14 protein-coding genes are annotated in these 24,501 nt (G+C 46.8%); 7 read left to right on the forward strand and 7 right to left on the reverse strand.

Annotation, left to right across the window (positions count from 1 at the left end; translation table 11 throughout):
- Positions 1-1,427: 1,427 nt before the first annotated feature.
- From deoC to HMPREF9999_RS03465, 7 genes are all read right to left on the reverse strand, one after another.
- The gene (gene deoC, locus HMPREF9999_RS03435; RefSeq protein WP_009436967.1) at positions 1,428-2,456 is read right to left on the reverse strand and encodes a deoxyribose-phosphate aldolase; all 1,029 of its coding nucleotides are present in this window, start codon (positions 2,454-2,456) and stop codon (positions 1,428-1,430) included.
- 52 nt (positions 2,457-2,508) lie between these two features.
- Complete coding sequence (gene dtd / locus HMPREF9999_RS03440; protein ID WP_009436968.1) at positions 2,509-2,961, reverse strand: D-aminoacyl-tRNA deacylase; 453 nt, start codon at positions 2,959-2,961, stop codon at positions 2,509-2,511.
- 54 nt (positions 2,962-3,015) lie between these two features.
- Positions 3,016-4,875, reverse strand: coding sequence for an excinuclease ABC subunit UvrC (gene uvrC / locus HMPREF9999_RS03445; protein ID WP_009436969.1), 1,860 nt, complete (start codon positions 4,873-4,875; stop codon positions 3,016-3,018).
- Positions 4,876-4,991: 116 nt separating this feature from the next.
- A complete protein-coding gene (locus tag HMPREF9999_RS03450; RefSeq protein WP_009436970.1) occupies positions 4,992-5,528 on the reverse strand; it encodes an adenine phosphoribosyltransferase in 537 nt (178 codons plus the stop codon).
- Between the two features lie 182 nt (positions 5,529-5,710).
- On the reverse strand, positions 5,711-7,603 hold the full coding sequence (gene mnmG, locus HMPREF9999_RS03455) for a tRNA uridine-5-carboxymethylaminomethyl(34) synthesis enzyme MnmG (protein WP_044063027.1): 1,893 nt from the start codon (positions 7,601-7,603) through the stop codon (positions 5,711-5,713).
- A 268-nt stretch (positions 7,604-7,871) separates the two neighbouring features.
- Positions 7,872-8,300, reverse strand: coding sequence for an acyl-CoA thioesterase (locus tag HMPREF9999_RS03460; protein WP_009436972.1), 429 nt, complete (start codon positions 8,298-8,300; stop codon positions 7,872-7,874).
- Between the two features lie 58 nt (positions 8,301-8,358).
- Positions 8,359-9,792, reverse strand: coding sequence for a DUF2851 family protein (locus HMPREF9999_RS03465; RefSeq protein ID WP_009436973.1), 1,434 nt, complete (start codon positions 9,790-9,792; stop codon positions 8,359-8,361).
- Between the two features lie 887 nt (positions 9,793-10,679).
- On the opposite strand from HMPREF9999_RS03465, the gene HMPREF9999_RS03470 reads away from it, so the two are divergent.
- The 7 genes from HMPREF9999_RS03470 (at position 10,680) to HMPREF9999_RS03500 (ending at position 24,492) form a co-directional block, all read left to right on the forward strand.
- The gene (locus HMPREF9999_RS03470) at positions 10,680-11,828 is read left to right on the forward strand and encodes a GNAT family N-acetyltransferase (protein WP_009436976.1); all 1,149 of its coding nucleotides are present in this window, start codon (positions 10,680-10,682) and stop codon (positions 11,826-11,828) included.
- A 113-nt stretch (positions 11,829-11,941) separates the two neighbouring features.
- Positions 11,942-14,035: a DNA topoisomerase IV subunit B gene (locus tag HMPREF9999_RS03475; RefSeq protein WP_009436977.1), complete on the forward strand. Its 2,094-nt coding sequence runs from the start codon at positions 11,942-11,944 to the stop codon at positions 14,033-14,035.
- A 129-nt stretch (positions 14,036-14,164) separates the two neighbouring features.
- Complete coding sequence (gene coaD, locus HMPREF9999_RS03480; protein ID WP_009436978.1) at positions 14,165-14,602, forward strand: pantetheine-phosphate adenylyltransferase; 438 nt, start codon at positions 14,165-14,167, stop codon at positions 14,600-14,602.
- 72 nt (positions 14,603-14,674) lie between these two features.
- Positions 14,675-16,303, forward strand: coding sequence for a S41 family peptidase (locus HMPREF9999_RS03485; RefSeq protein WP_009436979.1), 1,629 nt, complete (start codon positions 14,675-14,677; stop codon positions 16,301-16,303).
- Positions 16,304-16,389: 86 nt separating this feature from the next.
- Positions 16,390-19,356 carry a M16 family metallopeptidase gene (locus tag HMPREF9999_RS03490; protein WP_157049594.1) on the forward strand — a complete coding sequence of 989 codons (2,967 nt, stop codon included), beginning with the start codon at positions 16,390-16,392 and terminating at the stop codon, positions 19,354-19,356.
- A 31-nt stretch (positions 19,357-19,387) separates the two neighbouring features.
- Positions 19,388-22,933 (forward strand): SusC/RagA family TonB-linked outer membrane protein, encoded by a 3,546-nt coding sequence (locus HMPREF9999_RS03495; RefSeq protein ID WP_157049595.1) that lies wholly within the window; start codon positions 19,388-19,390, stop codon positions 22,931-22,933.
- On the forward strand, positions 22,933-24,492 hold the full coding sequence (locus HMPREF9999_RS03500; protein WP_009436982.1) for a RagB/SusD family nutrient uptake outer membrane protein: 1,560 nt from the start codon (positions 22,933-22,935) through the stop codon (positions 24,490-24,492). Before HMPREF9999_RS03495 ends, HMPREF9999_RS03500 begins: the two co-directional genes overlap by 1 nt.
- The last annotated feature ends 9 nt before the right edge of the window (positions 24,493-24,501 follow it).

Raw genomic sequence — 24,501 nt, forward strand, 5'->3', positions numbered from 1 at the left:
GGAATTTGCACTTTTTGCTTTCACAACCTTCACAGATAATAGGGTAATATATTGTATGTGAGTGATATGTAGTACTTTTTTCGCCTTGTTTTTTTGAATTGTCTGATGCGGTGAGGAGTGTTCCTCGTCAATGATGTAGAAATAATCTGTTTTTTCAAGGTTACCGACACCACTTTTTGCCTTTTTCGATGTTTATTTTGAGGTCGTATTGATGAATTTTTGTAGAGAAGTTATCCATCATGATGGTAGAAATCACTTCCCAATAGAATAATCTGTCCACAATACTAGGTAGATGGTGCAGCCATCTAGTGGATGTAGTAGGGCAACGTTCACATTGATGCTGTGATATCACAGAGTTTTTCAAAAGATTGTCCGTCAATAGATGTATTTCGTGAGAGTTTTTTGAGAAAAACTCCGACGTTTTTTCATAAGACTCGGACATTTTGGGAGAAATCTCCAACGAGTTTGATAAGTCTCTGCTTTTTTTGGGCGTTGTGCTTTGTTGTTTTTGATGGTGACTTCTGTTGTTTTGAAGGTCATATTAGGACATCTATCTGCATTTTTAGTAGGGTTGTGTGGCAGTAATCTAAAAGAATGTTATAGAATGAGCTATATCTTTCAGTCTATCAGCTGTTTATGGATAGATGTGTGAAGGTTGTGAAAGCAAAAAGTCATAACTTCCTATTACGCGCGCGCGAGGAAGGGCTTTTCTGTTCGATTTTGCTGTAGGATAACGTCTGTTAACGGTTGCAGTTTCGATGCGCTTTTTGCGTACTCAAAGAAGAGGGTAGTAATGTCTAGCCTCCTTCTTGATGTTGACTTCTAGATTTTGTGTCATAAATGGGCAATTTCGGCGTGGTGATACTGGGGAGTGTGTAGGAGCATCGTTTTCGGACGAGATACGTGTGCTATTTTCTGTGTGTTTCATGAATAAATTATGGGGATTATCAGAATGATTGCGCCATGACGTCTTTATTCTTTGTTCTTCTTTTGTTTGTTTTACCTGGTATTTCATGTGTTAATAGTCTTATTCTAGATAGTGCTAAGTCTTTAGTAGTCAGTGTAGTATTGATATCTGCAGATTTTTGTTCTGTGTCTTTGTTATTGTTAAGTTCTTTTCTTTGTTTTCGCGAAAAAGGAAGACAAAACTAAAGAGGGTAATAGGCAGATTTCTGCAGGTTTTACGCAAAATACTGCACTTTGCCGCCAAAAAATCGCGCACACTTCTCGTAGGCGAGAAGAGTGCGCGTAACAGTTTGGTGTGCTCCACGAAAGAGTGGTGCAGTTGTGTCAAAATTGTTCTACTTGTTCGTTTATGAAAAGTTGTGAACTATACCCTGTTTCTTGTTGCGAGTTTCGCAAGATTTCAAGACTTCTCGTGAAAGCTGCAAGAAGGATAGAAACTCTCTCTGATGCAGCTGAACGATTTAGTAGTTGGCAGCCTTGCTGCTGAAAGGAGTGATGTCTTCACCCACTATGGCAGAAGCAAGGAGATTAGCCAAACGGCTGGTGCCAATGCGGAAAAGGCCTTGCTTGATATAGTCTTCGCCAAGAGTCTCGGCCACGATAGTGTAGAAATCGATGGCTTCATCGACTGTCTTGATACCACCAGCGGCTTTGAAACCTACTAGGCGGCCAGTTTGCTCTTTGTATTCCAAGATGGCTGAGCACATCACCAAAGCGGCTTCGGGGGTAGCGGCTACCGCCACTTTACCAGTGGAGGTTTTGATGAAGTCAGCACCAGCATACATGGAGAGGATAGAGGCTTTCTTGATAAGGGCTGCCGTTTTGAGTTCGCCAGTTTCGAGAATTACCTTAAGAGGGTGGTCGCCGCACACTGATTTCAGCTCTGCAATTTCATCGGCACAGGTTTCGTAGTCACCACTCAAAAAGGCACCTACTGAAAGCACCATATCGATTTCGTCTGCACCATCGGCGAGTGCAAGTGCTGTCTCCACAGTTTTCACTTCGAGGAAGGTTTGAGAGGCTGGGAAACCACCGCTTACGCAAGCCACTTTGACGTTGTCTGCCTGTAGATTTTGGCTCACAGTAGCCGCAAAGTTGGGGTATACGCAGATGGTAGCCAAAGGTGGAAGATCGGGATGTTGGTCGCTCCAGCGGTTAACGCTTTCGGTGAAGTTAAATACGCTTTCTTGTGAGTCGGTGACTGTCAGTGTGGTGAGCTCAACTGTGGAGAGGAGTGTGTGGAGTACTTCCGGAGTATTATATTTCTCGCGGTTTTGAGCGATGATTTCACGTACTGTGCTACTTACTTTCTCGTCGTTCAGATGAAGTTCGTACTTAGAGAAAGCTTGTTCATACTGATTTTCTTCATCGTCATGATGTGAGTGGCCACATTGGCAGTCATGGTGTTGCTGCTCGTGTCCTTCGTGTTGGCAGCAGCATTCATGTTCGTGATCATGTTCGTGACCACATTCGCAGTGATGTTCAGACATAGTGATAGTATGTTATGGGTTTATGATGATTTTCTATGCTCGCAAATAAAAGCTACTCCTTATTGTGCGTGTCCATAATGATTGTGACGGGACCATCATTAAGGAGGGATACTTGCATGTCTGCGCCAAACTCTCCCGTAGCAGCTGGAGTTTGTAGCGACTGATTGAGGTTTTCTATAAAATATTCGTAGAGTGGTATTGCCTGTTCTGGGCGAGCAGCACGAATGTAGCTGGGGCGATTACCTTTTTGCGTAGCTGCCATTAAAGTAAACTGACTCACCACCATGACAGCGCCATTGACGTCTAGGACAGAACGATTCATCACTCCTGCTTCATCGTCAAAAATGCGCATTTTGAGAATCTTCTGTACCAACCATTCGGCATCAGATGGGGTGTCATCATGGGTGATGCCGAGTAGCACGAGGAGACCTTGGTCGATGTGGCTATGTTCTTGGCCGCCTATGCTAACCTGTGCGTGTTTGACACGCTGAATGACTACTCTCATAATTGCAAAGTTACGTTTTTCTTTGGATTATTGCTATCGCACGACGCAGATATTCTAATATTGTACAGTCGTTTTATCTTCTTTTGTGTCTGATTGTGCTTGTTGTAGGGCTTCGTAGAGCTTAGCACCTCGTTTTTCTCCCAGTAGGCTTTGCAGTGCTTGAAGATCTGCAGAGAGGATTTGCTTCACACTCCCGAAGTGTTGAATGAGGGTTTGCTTGGTCTTCTCTCCGACTCCAGAGATGTGATCAAGAGCGGAGGCTGTTTGTCGTTTGCTGCGCTGTTGGCGGTGGAAGGTGATGGCGAAACGGTGCACCTCATCTTGCATCTGTGTGAGGATTTTAAAGAGGTAACTATCGAGTTGCACGCCTATGGACACTGGAGGGTCGCCAAATAGGAGTTCGCGAGTGCGGTGACGATGGTCTTTGACGAGACCTGCCACTGGGATGTCTAGTCCGAGTCTTTCTATCTCGCCGCGGATGGCCTCCATTTGTCCTCGACCACCATCGGCTATGATAAGGTTGGGCATCGTGCCTTCTTCCTCTTTCAGACGAGCATATCTGCGGTGAACGACTTCGCGCATTGAAGCATAGTCGTCTGGTCCTTCAACGGTCTTGATATGGAATTTACGATATTCTTTTTTTGCGGGCTTTAATTTGTCGAAGACCACACAACCTGCAACGGCATCTACCCCTGAAATGTTGGAGTTATCGAAAATTTCGATGCGAAGTGGGAGCGAAGGTAGGCCTAATTGCGTCTGAATCTCTTTCATTAGTCGCACTTGCTTTTGCTCTGGATTGAGCTTTTCGGCTTGTTTTAAGCGGTCAAACTTGTATTGTTTGACGTTTTGGCGCGAAAGATCAAGGAGGGTTTTCTTTCCGCCTTGTTGAGGAACGACTAGTTTCGCATAGTCTTCTGGGAGTTCTACAAGAAATGGAAGTACGATTTCTTTAGATTTAGATCCAAAGCGTTCGCGCATTTCGACTATACCAAGAGCGAGGAGGTCTTCGTCAGTTTCATCAAGTTTTTTCTTGAACTCAAAGGTGAAGGATTGGGTGATGGCACCATTGACTACATGAAGAAAGTTGATATAAGCCAATTTTTCGTCGCTTTCGATCGAGAAAACGTCGATGTCGTAGCTGATTTGTGACACGACCTCTGATTTGGCGCGAAAATTCTCGATTAAATCATATTTCCGCTTGATTGCAGCTGCTTCTTCAAAGCGCATTTCCTCTGATAACCTCGCCATTTCATCGCGAAGGTGTTGTGCGACAGCCCGTGTGTTGCCTTTGAGTATTTCACGACAAGCCTCGATATTGCGCATGTATTCTTCGTGAGTCTGCTTCCCCACGCATGCTCCTTCGCATTTGTGGATGTGATAATTGAGGCAAAGCTCGTATTTCCCCGTTTTAACGCTGATTTCTGTCATGGGTTGATGGCAAGGTCGAGGTTTGTAGAGTTTTTGACACAGGTCTAACAATGCATACATCGTGGGTAGATGGCTATATGGGCCAAAATAGGTGGCACCTTTGCGCTCGCGGTGTCTTGTTTTGAAGATGCGTGGGAGATACTCGTGGGAGATGGCAATGGATGGGTAGGTTTTGTCGTCTTTCAAAAGTACATTGTAGCGAGGCTTATACTGTTTGATGAGAGCATTCTCCAACAATAAAGCATCTTCTTCCGTATTCACCACGGTGTAGGTGATATTACGAATCTTGGAGACTAATATGCTTGTCTTGCGGTTTTGGTCTTTGTTGAAGTAGGAGGCTACACGTCGTTTTAGGTTCTTCGCCTTGCCTACATATATAATGGTTCCCTCTTCATCGTAGTATTGGTAGCTACCAGGTTTTTCTGGGAGATTAGAAACTATTCCTTTGAGTTTCTGTTGGAGTTCTTCTTGTTCTGCCTTGTTCATGGTGTTACAGTGCTAAGAAAGGCGACCTCTTCCTTTGAATCGCATGTGGATACGTTAGAGGAAGGTCGCCTTTGTCGGTGAAATAGGGAAAACAATGCCTTGTAGTGTGAGTTTTGTTACTCGTTAAGGGTGAGCAAAGCTGTGATTTCTGCTTTGTTTCCGAGGAATTCTTTTCCTTTTAATCCCTCCATGCGTAGCTCTATGAGGAAGTTTACGTAGATGTTCTTTGCCCCAAATGAGTCTACCAAGTCTATGGCGGCTTTCATAGAGCCACCTGTGGCGAGTAGGTCATCGTGAATCAACACCACGTCTTCTGGTGAAATCGCATCCGTATGGATTTCGATGACATCTTCCCCGTATTCTTTGAGGTAGCTCTGCTTACGTGTCTCTCCTGGCAGTTTTCCGATCTTGCGACACATGACAAAACCTACGCCAAGACGTTGTGCTAAAATTGCACCCATCACAAATCCGCGGCTTTCTATGCCGACAACTTTGGTGATGCCTTTATCTTTATAAAGACGAACCAATTCGTCTAGGATTTCATTTAAGCATGAGGGCTCGATGAAAAGGGTTGAAACGTCTTTGAACTGAATGCCTGGTTTTGGGAAATCGGGGATGTTTCTCAGATGAGAGAGTAACAAATCTGTATTCATAAGTGTTTGATAATTCGTCGAATGGTGCTGTTTTGTTTCACGTGGAACGTAGGTGTTTGGCGATGTTTTTCGAGAAATAAAGCGGTTTCATCGAATATACGTTCGGTTGAATGATATTTGGTTGAAGTGAAACTAAAACAGTATAGCGTAACTTGTTGATTTTATAGTGAATGTTGCAAATATTATCTTCCTAGTAATACAAGAAGAACAGAGATGTCTGAAGGAGAAACTCCCGGAATGCGAGAGGCTTGCGCCAAAGTCTCTGGGTTCACCGCAGCTAGCTTCTGACGGGCTTCTGTGGAAAGCTGAGTGAGCGCGTTGTAGTCAAAACGATCGCGGATACGGATGTCTTCAAGTCGTTGCATTTTGTCGGCCAGTGCACGTTCACGAGCGATGTATCCATCATATTTAATGAGGATTTCTGTTGCTTCCATCGTTTCTTCTCGGTCAATGTTGTCGCCTGACAGAGGGGCAAAGAATGAGGAAACAGCAGGGATGTTTTGGAGTGCATCGAAATCGGCAACCTTCAATTCTGGTCGAGCAATGAGTTCAAATAACTTTGCACCGTGATTGAGTGGTTGAGATCCATGGCTTTCTAATAGTGCTTTCACTTCGTTGGGCTTGATGTTTCCTGTTCTCGCTGCATCAAGCATGCTCTTGATGATGGCTTGTTTGCGGTGGAATCGTTCTATTCGTTCAGGAGTGGCAATACCGAAGCGTTCTGCATAAGGGGTGAGGCGCGTGTCTGCATTGTCTTGACGAAGCAAAATTCGATATTCTGCGCGCGACGTAAACATGCGATAGGGTTCGTCTACCCCTTTTGTGACCAAGTCATCGATAAGAACACCAATATAAGCTTCGTCACGTCCGAGGGTAAAGCGGTCGCTGCCGTTGCAAGAGAGTGCTGCGTTGATGCCCGCTACGATGCCTTGGCCTGCTGCTTCTTCATATCCCGTAGTGCCGTTGACTTGTCCAGCGAAGAAAAGGCCTTCCACTTTTTTCGATTCCAACGAGTGATGGAGTTGTGTGGGAGGAAAAAAGTCGTACTCTATGGCATAGCCCGGGCGATACACTTTTACATCGCGGAAACAAGGCATTTGTTTGAGAGCTTCAATCTGCACATTCATCGGAAGGGACGATGAAAAACCATTTAAGTAAAGCTCGTTGGTGTCCAAACCTTCTGGCTCTAAAAAGAGTGGATGTGAGTCGCGCCCTTCAAAGGTGACGAGTTTGGTCTCGATAGATGGGCAATATCTTGGGCCGATAGACTGGATTTGTCCATTGTAGAGCGGAGAGTCTTCGAGTCCTTCGCGCAGGATGCGGTGCACCTCTGCGTTGGTGTTGCATGTCCAACAATTGAGTTGTGGAAGTGGTCGTTGCTCTGAGATGAAAGAGAAGCGGTGAAAATCGTTTTCACCAGGTTGTAGCTCCATTTCATCGAAGTGTACGGAGCGTGCGTCGATGCGCACCGGAGTACCCGTCTTCATGCGCAGGCTTTCGATACCTAGTTCGTTGAGAGCTGTGGTGAGGAAGGTGGAAGCTGGTTCGGCGCATCGGCCGCCAGGCACCATCTTTTTTCCGATGTGCATCAAGCCATTGAGGAAAGTGCCTGCTGTGATGATTACAGCGCCAGCGTGGAATTCTGCTCCCCAAATGGTTTTTAGTCCTGCTATTCGGCCGTTTTCAACGATAAGCTCGCTGACTTCATCTTGCCATACATCGAGGTTTTCGGTGTTTTCGATGCGATGACGCCATTCTGCGATGAAGCGAATGCGATCGCATTGTGCACGCGGACTCCACATAGCGGGGCCTTTTGAACGGTTTAGCATGCGGAATTGTATGGCTGTAGCATCGGTCACTAAGCCCATTTGTCCGCCTAGTGCATCGACTTCGCGCACAATCTGACCTTTGGCAATCCCACCCACAGCAGGATTGCAGCTCATCTGTGCTATTTTGTTCATGTCCATTGTGATGATGACAGTGCGAGCACCCATGCGCGCAGCTGCAGAGGCTGCTTCGCAGCCTGCGTGGCCTGCACCTACCACAACGACATCGTAGTGAAATATCGTGTCCATATCCTGCAAAGTTAGTGATTTTCTGGCAGATAACCGAATCCATAAGGAGAACAGAATGACGTACATCTGATAGATTTTAAATTTTATCGCCTATTTTTTCGGTCTAATGCGAATGGTAGATTCGATGAAATCGTAGTTTTTTTGACGGTGATAACTTGAGTTTTAATAATTCAAAAATAGGAAGTCTTCAAAAGTCTGAGCACAAAAAAATGGTGCTACCTGAGTCTGTAGCACCATTGGGTCTAAGCTGTTCGCTTGTGTCGTCTAGTTATAAACCAAACTTCTCGTTGAGTTCTGGGCAATCTGACAAGCGACCATTGATAATAGCAACAATGTCCGTTTGTGCGCGGAGGGAGAGTACTTCCTTCTGATAAGAGGGATCTTTTTCAGCGCGCTTTTCATCTACCAAACGCACGATGTCTTGGTGGAAGACATAGCGAAGTCCTTGTTTTTCGAGGGCGAGTCGCACCTCAAACTTGTCACCTGGACGGAGGGGAACTTTGAATCGCATGTTAAGTTGTGCCACTACAACATCCATGCCGCGGTCGTGTAGTTCGGCAAACTCGATGCCGAGCGATGAGATGAAGGAGCTGCGGCAGTGTTCGTTGTAGTTTTGATATACCGCATTGTTCACGATGCCCTGGATGTCGCACTCATAGTCGCGTACCACCATGGGTAGGGGAAAAATTGGTTGCATATATTAGAAGATTAAATGAGGTTAGACTGCTCAAGCTAGCCTTGAGAATCTTGTTAATTTAGTGTTTAGGCGAGGGAGTTTCTCCTTGTAAGGATTTGCGCTGCTGGAGATAGCGTGTGCCGAATCGACAGCGGAGACAATCATGTCGGTCGCAATACTGCCATTTGAGTTGAAGTAGTGCTTGGGAGTCAGCGGCGTGCTCGGCTGGGATTCCCACCTCTTGCCACATCCGAACTACATGGTTGCGCTCTGCTCGGAGCTGTTCGAGCCAATCAACGGCTTTGTCCATAAGTGATGCATCTTGGTGATGCTGTCCAAAAGCAAAAAGCAACGGAATGACCGCGTTGATCAAAAGTAAATCTTGGCTTGCTGGAGATAGACAAGGCGCAACTTTTCGCTGTTCTTTTGTCTGTTGTGCTGCTTTTTCGCAAATTTTCTGCTTTTGCTCGTGGTTTTGCGGTTTTTCTTCCTGATTGAATTCCAGTGAAAAGTCTTTATTTTTCGCGGTTAAAGTTGCGGATTCTCCAAACTTATACCGATCGTTCCAGTAGGGTAGGGTACTGAATGATAGTGATTTGCGAGCTGCTTCTATGGATGATGCTTGACGTATTTGTGCAAGAGAAAAACGTCGGGATACGTAGAGTGCAGCTAACTGCGCAAGTCTTACGTGCGGAAAATTTTGCGGACGAAGACGGAGAAACTTCCATTCTGAGAAGGAGATGGGAGTGAGCGAAAATTTTTGTTGGAGAAAACGGTAATCGCGTTGAAGCATCGCAAAGTGTGCATCTTGTTGTGCGAGGGGTGTGCGTTCGGAATCGAGCAAACCCGCTTGACCAAAAAAGAAAGCCTCGATGAGTTGAGGGTCATCGCGATGTTTTCCTGTATGTTGTGGGTCAAGCGTTGATGCCCAACGCTCGAAAGCATCTGTGTTTTTGCCGAACCCGAAAGCCCGAGACAGTATAATAAATGCCACTCGCTCCCAGTCGAAGCACGTTTCTGTCAGCCAACGATCAATGCGTTCGGTCTTTTGTTGTAGTCGCTCGATGGTGAGTGCCGATAGCCAAGAGTGTACCTCAAAAAGAGGTAATGAGGACAGTAGACGATAACAAGGAGGATAGGCGTCCTCGGCCATCAAGTCGTGGTAGTTATCCGTCACATATTGAGGTACTTCAATCACCAATTGTGGGAGTTTTCGCCCCGACATCGTAGTTACTTCCACGTCTGCCTCGCCCACCACGTGTAAGATGACGTTGTCATAATGCTCCTCTTTTTCATGTTGGTGGCGAAACCAGTCGGAGGAGCGCAAATGAATTTCCACATTGCCCACCCAAAGTTGTGCTCCAATGCGTAGTTTAGCATTGAAGAAATCAGGCCCTGCATCCGTGTTGTGCAATCCCACATCAATCACTTCCACTGCTTCTCCTTGTGTAGTGGTGAGTGGCTTCGGTGAAAATTGGCGATGTTGCCAAACGTAATGTAAGAGTGCTTCCATGAGTGATGAGGTGGATAATATAGGTCTATTATTGCGAATGTAACAATTTTTTCTCGAAATTCAAAGGTCTAATGTTGTTTTTCCATAGTTCTGGGGTCTTTGCTGCTGTGCTTATAGAGGTTTCAGGGAGGAAACTCCTGGAACTAGGGTCTACCTCTCTGTTGTGGTGTGGCTAGATACCATGGATGTTGTATTTTACTCCTATTTTATTGCGGAGAATCTTATGAAAAGTATTATTATATGTGAGACTTGTTGTGAAGTTTGTTGAGAAAATCTCGAAGCAGTAGAGTCCTATTTTGTTGTTTTTCAAATAGAAATGCTTCTTTGCAGAAAGGGTAATAGTTAGATTTGCACTTTCCCTCCAGATTTAGCTCCTGAAATCTCCTATTTTCTTGAGAATTTCTCCCATATTTTTCTGAAAATCTCGGAGATTCTCAGAAAACTCTCCCACGTTTCTTCACTTCTCTCCGAGCTTTCTTCGCTTCTCTCCGAAGTTTTTGTTGGTTTTTTATGTTTAGAGATTTAGAATAGTAGAGTCCTAGGTTTTGTAGTAGCCATACCTCCTCTTGTCATCAAGGACGTAAAAGTAGAAGGATTGGACTGCTTTCAAGAAAATTTGTAGGGTTTGGAGGGAACTCATATTCTGAGGTTTTGATGAGATTTGAAAAAGAAAGAAATAGTAGGAGATTATCTTGTGGATTCAAGGAGATTTTTCAGAAAATGGCACGGAAAAAGGGTGAAAGTGCGGAGAAAATTGTATATTTGCACGATAACATCATCGCGTGCTTGCAAAGGTGGCTTCTATGAGAGGCGCTTTTGCCCTTTGCTTATGCCTAAAAGGAAAGTACAAGGATTTGAGTTAATGAACGCCATTGTTTCTCACTATCATGCCTATCCACATTAAGAAAGTCACCACGAAGGACGAACTCAAGCAATTCATTCGTTTTAACTACGAACTCTACAAGAATAACCCATACTCTGTGCCTGATTTGCTCGAAGATATGCTCGATACCTTCAATCCAAAGAAGAACGCTGCTTATGACTTCTGCGAAGCTGAGTTCTTTTTGGCTGATCGAGAAGGAATTATCGTCGGTCGTGTGGCATGTATCCTTAACCATAAAGCCAATGCGGCATGGCAAACGAAGAATGCTCGCTTTGGGTGGATAGACTTTGTTGATGACCTCGAAGTGAGCGATGCCTTGCTGCGCCATGCAGAGCAATGGGGTAAAGAGCATGGGTGTGATAAGATTATTGGGCCGATGGGCTTCACTGATCTCGATGCAGAAGGTATGCTCATCGAGGGATTTGACAAGCTCTCTACGATGGCAACGATTTATAACTATCCTTACTATCCTCAACATTTAGAGCATCATGGTTATATACGTGAGATTGATTGGGTGGAGCGGAAGATTTATGTGCCTGTCAATGGCCATGAAGCTGAACAAGAACGCTATTTCAAAATAGCTCGTCGCATGGGTGAGCGTTTGAATTTGAAGGTGCGTAAGTTCAAGAATGTCAAGGAACTGAAGAGCGACGGATATGTCTATAAAATCTTCGATGTGGTGAACAAAGCCTATGCACCGCTCTTCGGCTTTAGCGAGCTTACCCGCAAGCAAATCGACAAATATGCCGATGAATATCTGAAATTACTTGATTTGCGTTTGCTCACCGTGATTGAGAATGCCGAAGGAGAACCCATCGCTATGGGTGTGTGTATGCCCTCTTTGGCGGTCGCTCTTCAAAAAGCGAAAGGTAAGCTCTTCCCCATGGGATGGTGGCATCTGCTTAAGGCTCTGAAAGTAAAGAAGTCAAAGACGGTGGAATTACTGCTAGTAGCTGTGCTGCCCGAATATCAGAACAAGGGTGTTAATGCCTTATTGTTTGCCGACATCATTCCCATTGCTAAAGAAATGGGTTTTGAATATGCTGAAAGTAATCCTCAGCTAGAAACGAATCATCAAAGTCAAGACCAGTGGAAAGCACTCGACAACGTGGTGCATAAACGTCGTCGTTGTTTCCAAAAATCGCTGGTTTAATCGTGAGGTTTGGGGCTCGTATCGTTGAATAATTAAGATTTCTCCATATAAGCTGCCACTCTCTTTATTACTTAAGCTCGCATTTCCTCTCACCCATAGATTTTTATATTTCCATGTCTGAACTTCTTGATACCAACGTACGCAACGCTTCTGACTATAGCGAAGACTCTATTCGCCATCTTGACGATATGACCCACATTCGCATGCGTCCAGGTATGTACATTGGACGTCTTGGTGATGGTTCTCATGCGGAAGATGGTATCTATGTTCTGCTTAAAGAGAGCATAGACAACTCCATCGACGAATTCAACGAAGGGTTTGGTAAGAAAATAGAAATCGACATCAAAGAAGACCTCACTGCTACAATTCGTGACTATGGTCGTGGCATACCTTTGGGAAGTTTGATTCCTGCGGTGTCAAAACTGAATACTGGTGGTAAGTATGACAATGATCAATACACCGCCTCTGTGGGGCTTAATGGTGTGGGTTTGAAAGCGGTGAATGCGCTTTCTAAGAAATTCATAGCGCGCACTCATCGTGATGGACAATATCGTGAGGCGGCCTTTGAAGGTGGACAATTAGTGTCTGATGTATCGGGAGAAACAGAAGAAGAAAACGGGACATACATCTATTTTGAACCCGACCCGCAGCTCTTTCTCAACTATCGTTTTCATGGTGAATTCATTGAAACGATGTTGCGCAACTACACTTATCTCAACACGGGATTAGCCATCTTCTATAATGGTCGTCGCATCATCTCGCGCAATGGTTTAGAAGACCTCCTCACCGACAACATGACTGCGCAAGGACTTTATCCTATCGTCCACCTGAAAGGTGAGAATATCGACATCGCTTTTACGCACACAGGACAATATGGCGAGGAATATTACTCTTTCGTCAATGGTCAGCACACCACACAAGGTGGTACGCACCAGAGTGCTTTTAAGGAACACATCGCACGCACGATTAAAGAGTATTTCAGTAAGAACTATGAAGTTCAAGACGTGCGTAATGGTCTTGTGGCTGCTATCGCTGTTCGCGTGGTAGAACCTATGTTTGAATCTCAGACAAAAATCAAACTCGGCTCGCTCACCATGGCTCCCGATAAGGATAAAAATGGCCAACCTTTTGCGCTTAGTGGCGTGAGTGTCAATAAATTTGTGGGGGATTTCATCAAAGAACAAGTGGACAACTATCTCCACAAGAACTTAGATGTGGCTGAAGTTATCCAACAAAAGATTCAAGAAAGCGAGAAAGAGCGCAAAGCCATCGCAGGCGTGACAAAACTTGCTCGTGAGCGGGCTAAAAAAGCCAATCTCCATAATAAGAAACTCCGTGACTGTCACGTGCATCTCAACGATGCCCCTCCCAAACCCAAGCGCGGGCAGGATGAAGTGGTAGATCTGCGCTACGATTCTAGTATTTTTATCACCGAAGGTAACTCAGCCTCTGGTAGCATCACCCAATGTCGCGATGTCAACACACAAGCCGTGTTCTCGCTCCGTGGCAAGCCGCTCAATTCTTATGGATTGACCAAAAAGGTGGTGTATGAGAATGAAGAGTTTAACCTCCTGCAAGCAGCACTCAACATCGAAGATGGCCTTGATGGACTGCGCTATAACAAGGTGATTATCGCCACAGATGCCGATGTCGATGGCATGCACATTCGCTTGTTGATGATGACCTTCTTCTTGCAGTTCTTCCCTGATTTGGTGAAAAAAGGCCACGTGTACATCCTACAAACCCCACTTTTCCGTGTACGAAATAAAAAGAAACAGGAAAAACCTGCTTCGGATGAGGTAAAGAAAGGGGCAACAAAGGGTAAGTCATCCGCTAAAACGGCCGAATCCACCGAGAGCACAGAGGTTTCTACGGGTAAATCCGGAAAAGCTGTAGCCGCAAAGCGTAAGATAGGCCGTACAGAGTTTGAAACCATTTACTGCTATAGCGAAGAAGAACGTGTGGCTGCCATCGAACGTCTCTCTCCCAATCCCGAAATTACACGATTCAAAGGACTCGGAGAGATTAGTGCCGACGAGTTTAAGAACTTCATTGGCCCTGATATGCGACTAGAGCCTGTGACACTTCATAAAAGTGACAAAGTGAAGGAGTTGCTCGCCTACTATATGGGTAAGAACACGATGGAGCGTCAAAATTTTATCATTGACAACCTCGTTGTTGAAGAAGATCTCGTTGAAGAAGTCTAAATGGTAGCATAGACATCTCAATTGTCTAGCATAATATCCCCTTTTTGTAGGGTGTGATAGCACTTATTTCTATCGGTATTGCAGGATATACTCTTCTAAAGAATTGCACCATAAACCCCTAATTCTCCTATGCGCATTGCTATTTTTCCTGGAAGTTTTGACCCTTTCACCATCGGCCATGCCTCCATCGTACGACGGGGGTTGGAGATGTTCGATAAAATCGTTATTGGAGTGGGGTATAACACCAACAAACGGTCGTTTCTCACGCCTGAAGAGCGAGTGGAAGCCATTGAAAAAGTCTATGCTTCAGAAGCACGTGTGAAGGTCGTGGCTTATGCCGATTTGACCGCCGATCTGGCGCGTAGAGAACAGGCTGGTTTTGTGCTGCGCGGCATTCGTTCTGTCAAAGACTTCGAATATGAGCGTGACATCGCAAGCATCAATAACAGATTGTCAGGCGTAGAGACGGTATTGCTGTTCACCGAACCGCATTATGCCGACATCTCTTCTACTATTGTGCGCGAGCTTTTAGCTTTTGGTAAGGACGTTAGTGAGTTTCTTCCCTAAGGCGTTCAAGCTCAACTTTTCCGACATTCTAAGCCTTCTTTTCTACTGTTTATTCCAATCTCTTATATTCTCATGCAGCAATATCGTTATTTTTCCACTTTTTGGGCTAGCCTGCTTCTACTAATAAGCAGTGTTACTTTGGGCTTTGCTCAATCGCGCCAAACAGAACCTGATGTTGATGTGACACAATTGCGTAAACTTCAAATGGCGCAACTTGCAATCACACAACTCTATGTAGATTCTGTCAATCAGAAGAAAGTGGTAGAAGATGCTATCAAGGGAATGTTAGACAAGCTAGACCCGCACTCTTCTTATAGCAATCCTGAAGAGACGAAGAAGATGAATGAGCCTCTTGAGGGAAACTTTGAAGGAATCGGTGTGCAGTTCAACATCCTCACTGACACTCTTGTAGTAGTGCAGACCATCAAGAAAGGTCCTTCGGAGAAAGTAGGTATTCTCAACGGCGATCGCATCATTTCTGTTGATGGACGCACCATCGCAGGGGTGAAAATGCCTCAAGACAGCATCGTAAAATTGCTTCGTGGCCCCAAAGGCACAAAAGTGCGTCTTGGAGTGGTGCGCCGAGGAGCCTCTAGTGTACTTTATTTTGTCGTGACTCGCGACAAGATTCCTATGAACACCGTGGAAGCCACTTACATGATAGCTCCTGAAGTGGGGTATATTCGCTTTGATCGCTTCGGTGCAACTACTGGTGATGAAGTAGAAAAGGCCCTACAAACCCTGAAAAAGCAAGGGATGAAAGACCTTATCCTCGATTTGCAGAGCAATGGTGGAGGTTATTTAGGAGCAGCTGTCAATGTGGCTAGCCAATTCCTGCGCCCAGGCTCACTCGTGGTTTACACCCAAGGTCGAAGCCAACCCAAACAAGTGTTGAAAGCCGAAGGTGGAGGTTTGTTCCGTCAGGGTAGAGTGGTTGTGTTAGTCGATGAATTCAGTGCTTCTGCAGCTGAGATTGTCACAGGAGCTTTGCAAGATTATGACCGCGCTCTTGTGGTGGGTCGTCGCACTTTCGGTAAAGGTTTGGTGCAACGCCCCATTGATCTCCCCGATGGCTCCATGATTCGTCTCACTACAAGCCACTATTACACTCCTTCTGGCCGTTGCATTCAGAAACCTTATGAGAAGGGAAAAAAAGAAGAGTATGCGCAAGATCTAGAGCAGCGATATACTCATGGAGAACTCCTACACAAAGACTCCATTCGTTTGGATTCATCGCAAGTTTATCACACACTCATTGATAAACGCATTGTTTATGGAGGTGGAGGTGTCATGCCCGATGTCTTTGTACCCCTTGATACCGCACAAATCACCAAGTTCCACGTTGCTCTTCGTCGCAACAACCTCATCAACGAGGCTACTTTGCGCTATATCGACAATCATCGTAAGGCACTTCGCCAACAATATAAGACATTCGAACAGTTTGAGCGCGAATTTATCGTTCCAGAATCGCTCATCAATGAGATTATCACTACCGCTAAGTCTAAGAAAATATCGCCTAAAGATGATAAAGAATTGGCGGACACTGTTGAAGATCTGCGCTTTAGCCTAAAATCAATCTTCATCAATGGCTTATATGAAACAAGTGACTTCTATCATTTTGTCAATCAAAAGAACACGATTGTCAAAGAAGCATTAAATCAATTGAAGACCAACCCTAATATCCCGACCCACGTGCGGTAATTTATTTGATAAGCGTGAGTAGAAACCTCTGATATCCATCTTTACCCCTTGAAGTTTCTACTCGCGCTTTTATCCCTTTTCGACACATGAACTTACTTTCTCGTTTTTTTCATCGTGCGCTCCTGCCCTCGCTTTGTTTATCCGCCGTTAGTTTGGTGGGTATGAACGTAGCGCACGCTCAAATAGCTACCCTCCGCACGGGAAAACTTCCCAATGGACTCACCTACTACATCAGTAAAGATGCCGGAGGTTCGCAAGGTACAGCCCATTTCTACCTACTTCAGAATGTCGGTGCTTTATTGGAGAACGACCAACAACAAGGTTTGGCGCACTTCCTCGAGCACATGGCATTCAACAGCACCAAGCATTATCCCCAAGGTGTCATGGCTTGGTTGCGCCAGCGTGGGTTGTATGATTTCGATGCCCGCACTGGACAAGACGAAACGCGATTCTCCATCAGCGAAGTACCCACGGAAGCTCCCGGACTCACCGACTCCGTATTGCTCGTGCTGCGTGACTGGTGCGATGGTGTCAAAATCACCGACAAAGACACCGAAAAAGAGCGTGGTATTGTCATTGAAGAGTGGCGCCAGCGCAACAATGTTTCAAAGCGTCTGAGCGACAGTATCGCCTCCGTAGTCTACAATAACTCCCAATATGCGCAGCGCAATGTCATCGGGCCGCTCAAGTCTTTAGAGACACTGACAGCGAAAGATGTGCAGCGTTTCTACCGCACTTGGTATCGTCCTGACCTTCAGTGTGTGGTGATTGTGGGAGATATCGATCCAGAAGTCTATGAGGCAAAAGTGAAACAGCTCTTCGGTAGCATCAAGAAAGCGAAGAAGGCAGAGGCTCGTCCTAATTTCACGATTGCCGACCATGCTGCACCGCTCTATTATCGTTTTATAGATGCTGAGAACCAATCCCATTCCTATGGCATCTACCAACGTGTCGCCACGCCTACAGATTTGAAAGGCGAAGCTGCTACCAAAGAATTCCTCTTCCAGCAGTTGTTCAACGACATCGCTCCTAAGTATTTCGCTTATCTGCGCAATGACAACCGCGAAGATTTCATAGCCGCCTCTGTGAGCTACACGCCACTGGTGCGCGGTTATGGCCAGTTTGCATGGGATGTTGTACCCTATCGTGGCAAAGACGTCACAGCCGTGCAACAAGTGCTTGCAGAGCGTGCTCGTTTGCTCCAGCCCATCCCCGAGCGTCTCTTTGAGAATGCCAAGCAATCACTTTATGATGGTATGAAGCAAGCCTTGGACGACGAGCAAAACCTGGGAACTCCCGACAACTTCTTCGATCAATACCGTCGCAACTACCTCTACGGCACACCCCTCAAGGAACTTCGTGCACAGTTACAGGAAAATATCGAACAATTGGTGGAGCTTGAAGTCGAAGACCTCCAAGACTGGTTGCAAGCGAAGATGGGCAACACCAGCAATCTCGCTTTCGTAGCCTACACCGCTTCGGCGCAGGAAGCTGCCATCTCCCAGATTGAGGCTGAAAAGCTCCTCGTTACGACCAAGGCGATGGGCAACGCTGCAGAAAAACAAAGCGACATAGCAGGAAATCTCATTGATTTCACCCTCCCGCAAGGGAAAATCGTGCGTGAACAACGCCTTTCTTCTCTTGATGCCGTCGAATGGACCCTCTCCAATGGCATGAAAGTCGTCTATAAGTCGCTCCCCAAAGACTTAAAAGGCGAAGTGATGCTCCTTGCTGCTGCAAAGGGGGGACACATGCTCGTGAAGCCAGAAGATTTAGCTTCCTTCTCTGCCATGCAAGGCCTCATCATGCAGTCAGGAGTCTACAAGTATTCTCGCAATCAGCTAGCCAACTGGTTAGGCAATCGCCCTATAGAAGTAAGCCTCACCATCAATGATTATCTCGATGGCATGCAGGCGCGCAGCAAGACCGATGAGGCAGACGCCCTCTTCTCCTATCTTTATCTGGTATTGGCGCGACAAAACTTCTCACAGCCCGTCTTTGACAAATGGCTACAACGCAAAGAATACGTGTGGGCGTCTCGTCCACAAGTAGGAAAAGAAGCCGTGGATCGTCAGATTCAAGAAGTCCTCTCTCCCATCACCCTCCAGAATCCACGTGAAGACAAGGAGTTCTTCTCCAAGATGCGTTTCAACGATTTAGAACGCTTGTACAAAGAACACTTTGGCAACGCTGCGCATTTCAATGCTTGCCTAGTGGGTGACCTCTCAGAAGCCGAAGCCAAGCGGTTGGTGACGACTTATCTCGCTGCACTTCCTGGCGATGCCAAGCAATCTCGCAAGGCATTTACCACTGCCGACTATGCCGCTCGTGACTTTACGAGTAAGGAGCGCGTCATTGACCGCAATTTCGTCGTCGACACTCCTGGAGATATGGGTGAAGTAGAGCTTTCATTCCTACTCGATGAGCCTAAACTCAACGAACGCCAGGCACTTGCCCTCTCTCTTCTCGAACCTTTGCTGCAAAATGTGCTCTTCGACGAACTTCGTGAACGTGAACAAGCCACTTATAGCATTGCGGTAAACACCAACCATGTAGAAGAACCCATAGAGCGTGCCAACCTCTCCATCCACTTCTCTACTTCTCGTGAGAAAGCCGATTATTTGAAGGCTCGCACCTTGGAAATCCTACGCAGCATGGCAGCAGGACACATCGACAACGATGCGTTCAAGAAGGTGCAAATTCCCTTTATTCTAGACGAAGACTCTAGTGACAAAGCAGCTGATGGTGAACTCGGTTTGGGAGTATGGCTCGCGTTGCTGAACAACTATGTGGAAACCGGCAAAGTGCCACAGTTACCCATTACCAATGGTACAAATAAATCATCAGTAGCTGCAAATAAGTCAGCAACAACGAACTCTAAGTCTGCTGCGGCTTCCACAGATTCGACCACCACAGCTCCTACAGTCCGCGTGTCTGACGTGAAGTCAGCTGATCTCTCAGCCTTGTTGCAGCGTTTACTCAGCGATGCTCGCCAGCGATTCATCGTGGTGAAGAGCCAAGCTCCCGAAGATAAAAAGTGGGAACACGATTAAGTCTCATCTCTCCTAACCTAGTTATAAAGATATGTCACAACACAATTCTCCGCTGCGCCTAAGTTTAGTCGCGCTCATGGGAGGAGTGCTACTCGCGGGTAGCCCCGCCATGACCGCACAAGCGCAGACTACCCCTACCACCATCACGGTTTCTTTCAAACAGAAAGACATGTGGACGGTGCTTAACTACATCGTGCAAAAGGGTGGGTATCAACTTGAAGGTGGTGATGCAGTGCGCCAAGCAGGTATTGCCGTGACCGTTGATTTCGATGAAACAACGCCAGAGGCGGCCCTAGCCATCCTTTTCCAAAATAAACCATTCCTCTACAGCTTAGAAGGTAAACATTTGCGTGTAGTTCGCAATGCGGTGACAGCGGCTCCCGTCGCAAGTAAAACCACTGGACAAGCCACCTCAGCACAATCCTCAGCAGGAGGGGCAACGGCTCAGCAAGCCACAGGCGAAGGCTTGCGCGGTATTGTGCGTGATGGAGCTGGCCAACCAGTCATGTCGGCCAATGTGCAGCTCAAAGGCACAAAATTTGTGGTTATGACCCAAGAAGATGGTAGCTTCGTCCTTCCCACCACCGCCAAGAGTGGCGAATTGCAGGTGTCTTCCATTGGATATCAACCTGCCACGGTGAAGTTTACCAATGGTGTTGTGCCTCGCATCACACTCAGAGAGACCGCGCTTCAGTTAGGAGAAGCCACAGTCGTGGCCTATGGTGAGCGCAACTCTCGCGAACTAGTAGGAGCGGTGAGTAGCATCAAGGCCGATAAACTCAAAGATGCTCCAGCTCCCAGCATCCAAAATCTCTTGCAAGGTCAGCTATCTGGTTTAGCAGTGACCAATGTTTCTGGTTCTCCTGGTGGTAGTGGGTCGCGCATCAACATCCGCGGTATCAGCTCACTCAATCAGCAAGGCATCAACGATGGCACCCCTTTGTTTGTCATTGATGGAGTGCCCATTTCTAAGGTGTCTAGTGATGCCACTGGTGGCATCAATGCCCTAGCAGGTCTTGATCCCACTACGATAGAATCTGTGGAAGTCTTGAAAGATGCTGCTTCAGCTTCGCTCTATGGTTCGCGTTCGGGCAATGGTGTCATCTTGATTACCACGAAGAAAGGCCGTTTGGGTCGCCCAGAGTTTGGAGCCACCCTCTCACAGAGTCTTTCGTTCCTTCCTGCCACTCCCTTGCAAATGCGCGGTAATGGCGAACGCTATGTGCACAACCTCTTGGCGCGCCACCAGCGTTACGGCTACTACGACTACATGACAGGGAAGTATGTGCTTCCCAATGGCTATGGACAGTCTTACGGTCGCTCACAATATGGTGATGGAGCTTACGACTATTTCTGGGGCAATGGTAATGTCCTTGGAGAAGATGCTTCCGCACCTGGAGCTGTGCAAGACTCCCTCAATAGTTTCTACAACAATGACACCAACTGGTGGAAATATTTCTTCCAAGTAGGTAAGGTCACCTCGGGCAATTTCTACGCTCGTGGTGGTAATGAAAATGCACGCTATCTCGTAAGTCTTGGACTCTACGACGAAACGGGTATTCAAATCAATAGTGGCTTCCAACGTCTCAATTTCTTGACTAACCTAGACTTGCGCCTCTCTCCCAAACTCAATTTCTTCACCCGTGTGAGTTTGTCGTATGCCAAGCAAATCGCCATCAGTGGCTCTAGCATTCAAGGTCTAGAAGTTGATCCCAAACAGATGCCTACGGTCTATCCTGGCGCCGGCTCTGTGGCTGAGCAACAAACCTTGCAGCGTGTTCGAGATGTGCGTGCTCGCAATGGTATGTTCAATCCTCGTCTCACCTTAGGGGCTGACTACACCTTCTTCCCTGGACTCAAGTTCCAGACCACCGCCTCAGCAGATGCCTATTATTCCAATAACCATCTGTTCCGCCCCACCTATTTGAACTTCAACAATCTCTCTTCTGTGGAGACAGCGCGCTCCATGGTTGTGATGATGCAATGGGAAAATATCCTTACCTACAAGTTCAAGGTCAAAGAGAAAAACAATTTTGAGTTGTTGGGTGGTTTCACCACCACTTACGATCTCAATGAGAACATCAAGGGTAAGGCAGCTGGTGGTCCCACCAATCGCATCTTTGAGATTGGAGAAGGCTGGCCACAAGGACGTGAAGTAGAAGGTCGCACCGAGTTCTTGCAACGCCTCACCACCAATCGTGAAGAGCAGCAAATGATGAGCTATTTGAGCCGTGTGGCTTATAACTACGATCGTCGCTATCTTCTCGAAGCCTCTATCCGTTATGATGGTTCTTCCGTATTTGGAAGAGATGTTCGTTGGGCGTCTTTCCCCTCTGTCGCCGCAGGATGGGCATTTAGTCAGGAAAACTTTATGCGCGACATCTGGTATCTCTCCTATGGTAAGTTCCGTGCCTCTTGGGGACGTAGTGGACAGAAGTTCCAAGAAGCCTACTTGGCACACGGACTCATGGAAGAGTCCAACAACTTCATGGGAGAATCTGGTTTGCAACCTGGTGAAATGGCCAATAGCCACCTCACTTGGGAAAAGAGCGATCAGTACGACCTTGGTTTGGATCTCGAATTCCTCAATAGCCGTCTCAAGGTACGTGCCGACTACTACTATAAGTACTCCTACGACTTGCTTATGCAAGTGCCCACGCCTGGTAACTTCTTCATCTCGCGTAGCACATGGACCAACGCTTCTTCCATCTCCAACGAAGGATTAGAACTCGACATCACCGCTTCGCTCTACCGTTCTAAGGATTTCACTTGGGACTTAGGTTTCAACATCTCTCGCAACTGGAATAAATTCCTCTCTTCCTACGATGGCAAGGACCTCAATGACAAGGTGCTCGGTCGCCCCATGTATGGCATCTACACCTATCGTGACGAGGGAATTGTGCAGAATGAGAGTCAAATCCCTTACTACTACAACCAAGAGGGTAAGCGCGTGCCCCTTTCCTTCGGTTCTTTGAGTCACCCTCTTCGTCCTGGTGGTCGCAAGATCAAAGACCAAAATGGAGATGGCATCATCAATAGCAACGACCTTTACTATGCAGGTTCTGCGCTGCCCGTAGCCCAAGGAGGTATCACCAACACCTTCACCTACAAAAACTTCGCCCTCACCTTCCTCACCACCTACACCCTCGGCCAGCGCATGATGAATATGGTCAAAGGGGGAGCTTTCTTGTTCAACAAGAAGTTTGGAGTGGTGATGAACGACTTCACCAAGGCTAAGTTCTGGAAAAAAGAAGGTGATCGTGCAGACTATCCCTCATTGGAATTTGCCGACGATGGTTATGTAGGACAGTTTGACGGAGACATTGATAGCAATATCGAAAATGTGAGCTACCTCCGTCTGAAGCAACTCACCTTGAGCTACACCCTTCCTGCTAAAATCACCAAGGCACTCCGTCTCACAGAGGGACGCATCTATTTCACTGGAGAGAACCTCTTCCTGCTCACCAACTACTCGGGCTTAGATCCCGAAATTGTCAATCCTGCCACAGGTAAGGACAACGGCACGATGTATCCATTGAATCGCAAACTCACCCTCGGTCTAAATTTCAAGTTCTAATGAAACAGCAATTCCTTCCCTATATCTTCTCAGCATTTCTCGGTTTGGGATTGGTGTCTTGCGATTTGGATCTCACGCCCGAAAACGCAATCACCTATTCCAACGCCTTTGCCACGGAAAGCGAGTTGAATACCACTACCATCACCATCCATTTCTATCTCAACAATGCTATGGATGCGGTGCGTCCCATCACGAAAGTTGGTCTACTTGCCGATGAATCGCAATTTGATGATCAGATTCGTCAAGGGAACCCTCGTACCATCATCGAGAGTTCGCCCGACTGGGTAGGCCTTTATCGCATGATTTTTGAGTCCAATCTTCTGCTCGAAAACATCGGTTCGACCAAAGGACTCACCCAAGACCGCTACAACTATCATGCTGGTCAAGCCCATTTCGCCCTCGGCTTCGGATATCTCCAGCTCGCTCGCGCTTATGGAAAAGCCGTAATCCCGCTTGATGCCAAAGAAATCCGCGTTTACAGCCTATCCTCTCAGCAAGAGGTCATAGATGCTGGTATTCGCCATGCCGAGCAAGCCTATAATATGCTCCCCATCTTCTCCAAGGTGCGCAACACCGCAGGGGCAAGTGTCACTTCCAAGCAGTATGCTGCCAAGGGAAGTGCCGCCGCTCTGCTTGCCCATCTCTATGCGTGGAAGGGTAGCATGGCGGAGCTCTATGGAGAATCCAGCGTAGATGCCAAAGCCGCTTACGAAAAGAGTGTGGAATATGCCACCCATCTCATCAATGGTGAAGCAGGCACCTATTCCCTCGTTGAAAGCCCTGAAGCCCTCTGCGAACTGCTGTCTAATCCATCGGCCAACAATCCCGAAGAAATCTTCTCTTTGGTCTATGATAAGAGCCGTGGCAACGAGTCCACCACGAAGAATGATGTTGCTACCTTCTATGCCACTTGGCCAGTCAATGACACCAAACTCGAAGGTGACCTCGCGCAAGCCGACTATCGTCTCTATCGCTCCACGGTCAATAAACTCTATCCCGATGCCACCGATTTGCGCCGTACTGCCTTCTTCTACAAACAAGATGAACCCCACATGGCTGGCGGCACAGACTATGCTGTGCCTTATAAATTCCGCAAATCGGTTTACACCATCGACCAAAGCTCAGAAGCGGGTAAGTATTTCTTGAGCATTGATGCCAACTATGTTTATTGGCGTCTTGCGGATCTCTACTTGCTCCGCGCCGAGTGTCTCAACAAGCTAGGTCGCACGGCTGAGGCTATCGCCGATCTCAATGTGATTCGTGCGCGTGCTGGTGCTGCTGCCTATCCTGCCAATGGTGAGACAGATTTGAAGCGAGCCATCTTCCACGAGCGCGAACGTGAGTTTGTGTTGGAAAACGACTCTCGCTATTACGACATCCTCCGCAATGGTTATGTCAAAACCGATCTCACGGGCAAGTGGACCACCCTCACCAAGCAAGACATCGCTGATGGTGCGCTCAATCTTCCCGTGCCTTATGGTGCGCAGCGTGACAAAGACGGCAAGGTCATCAATGGTCTCATTCTCCAGCGTCCCTATTGGCACCGCTATAGCAACTAGTTTCATGAT

The sequence above is a fragment of the Alloprevotella sp. oral taxon 473 str. F0040 genome, from assembly GCF_000318095.2.
In the GTDB taxonomy this organism is placed as follows: Bacteria; Bacteroidota; Bacteroidia; order Bacteroidales; family Bacteroidaceae; genus Alloprevotella.

Excerpts from the sequence above, each read along its gene's own strand:
- dtd (WP_009436968.1), bottom strand. The coding sequence starts at position 2,961 with ATGAGAGTAGTCATTCAGCGTGTCAAACACGCACAGGTTAGCATAGGC.
- HMPREF9999_RS03470 (WP_009436976.1), top strand. The coding sequence starts at position 10,680 with ATGCCTATCCACATTAAGAAAGTCACCACGAAGGACGAACTCAAGCAA.
- HMPREF9999_RS03450 (WP_009436970.1), bottom strand. The coding sequence starts at position 5,528 with ATGAATACAGATTTGTTACTCTCTCATCTGAGAAACATCCCCGATTTC.
- HMPREF9999_RS03495 (WP_157049595.1), top strand. The coding sequence starts at position 19,388 with ATGTCACAACACAATTCTCCGCTGCGCCTAAGTTTAGTCGCGCTCATG.
- HMPREF9999_RS03485 (WP_009436979.1), top strand. The coding sequence starts at position 14,675 with ATGCAGCAATATCGTTATTTTTCCACTTTTTGGGCTAGCCTGCTTCTA.
- HMPREF9999_RS03475 (WP_009436977.1), top strand. The coding sequence starts at position 11,942 with ATGTCTGAACTTCTTGATACCAACGTACGCAACGCTTCTGACTATAGC.
- coaD (WP_009436978.1), top strand. The coding sequence starts at position 14,165 with ATGCGCATTGCTATTTTTCCTGGAAGTTTTGACCCTTTCACCATCGGC.
- deoC (WP_009436967.1), bottom strand. The coding sequence starts at position 2,456 with ATGTCTGAACATCACTGCGAATGTGGTCACGAACATGATCACGAACAT.
- HMPREF9999_RS03460 (WP_009436972.1), bottom strand. The coding sequence starts at position 8,300 with ATGCAACCAATTTTTCCCCTACCCATGGTGGTACGCGACTATGAGTGC.
- mnmG (WP_044063027.1), bottom strand. The coding sequence starts at position 7,603 with ATGGACACGATATTTCACTACGATGTCGTTGTGGTAGGTGCAGGCCAC.
- HMPREF9999_RS03500 (WP_009436982.1), top strand. The coding sequence starts at position 22,933 with ATGAAACAGCAATTCCTTCCCTATATCTTCTCAGCATTTCTCGGTTTG.
- uvrC (WP_009436969.1), bottom strand. The coding sequence starts at position 4,875 with ATGAACAAGGCAGAACAAGAAGAACTCCAACAGAAACTCAAAGGAATA.
- HMPREF9999_RS03465 (WP_009436973.1), bottom strand. The coding sequence starts at position 9,792 with ATGGAAGCACTCTTACATTACGTTTGGCAACATCGCCAATTTTCACCG.
- HMPREF9999_RS03490 (WP_157049594.1), top strand. The coding sequence starts at position 16,390 with ATGAACTTACTTTCTCGTTTTTTTCATCGTGCGCTCCTGCCCTCGCTT.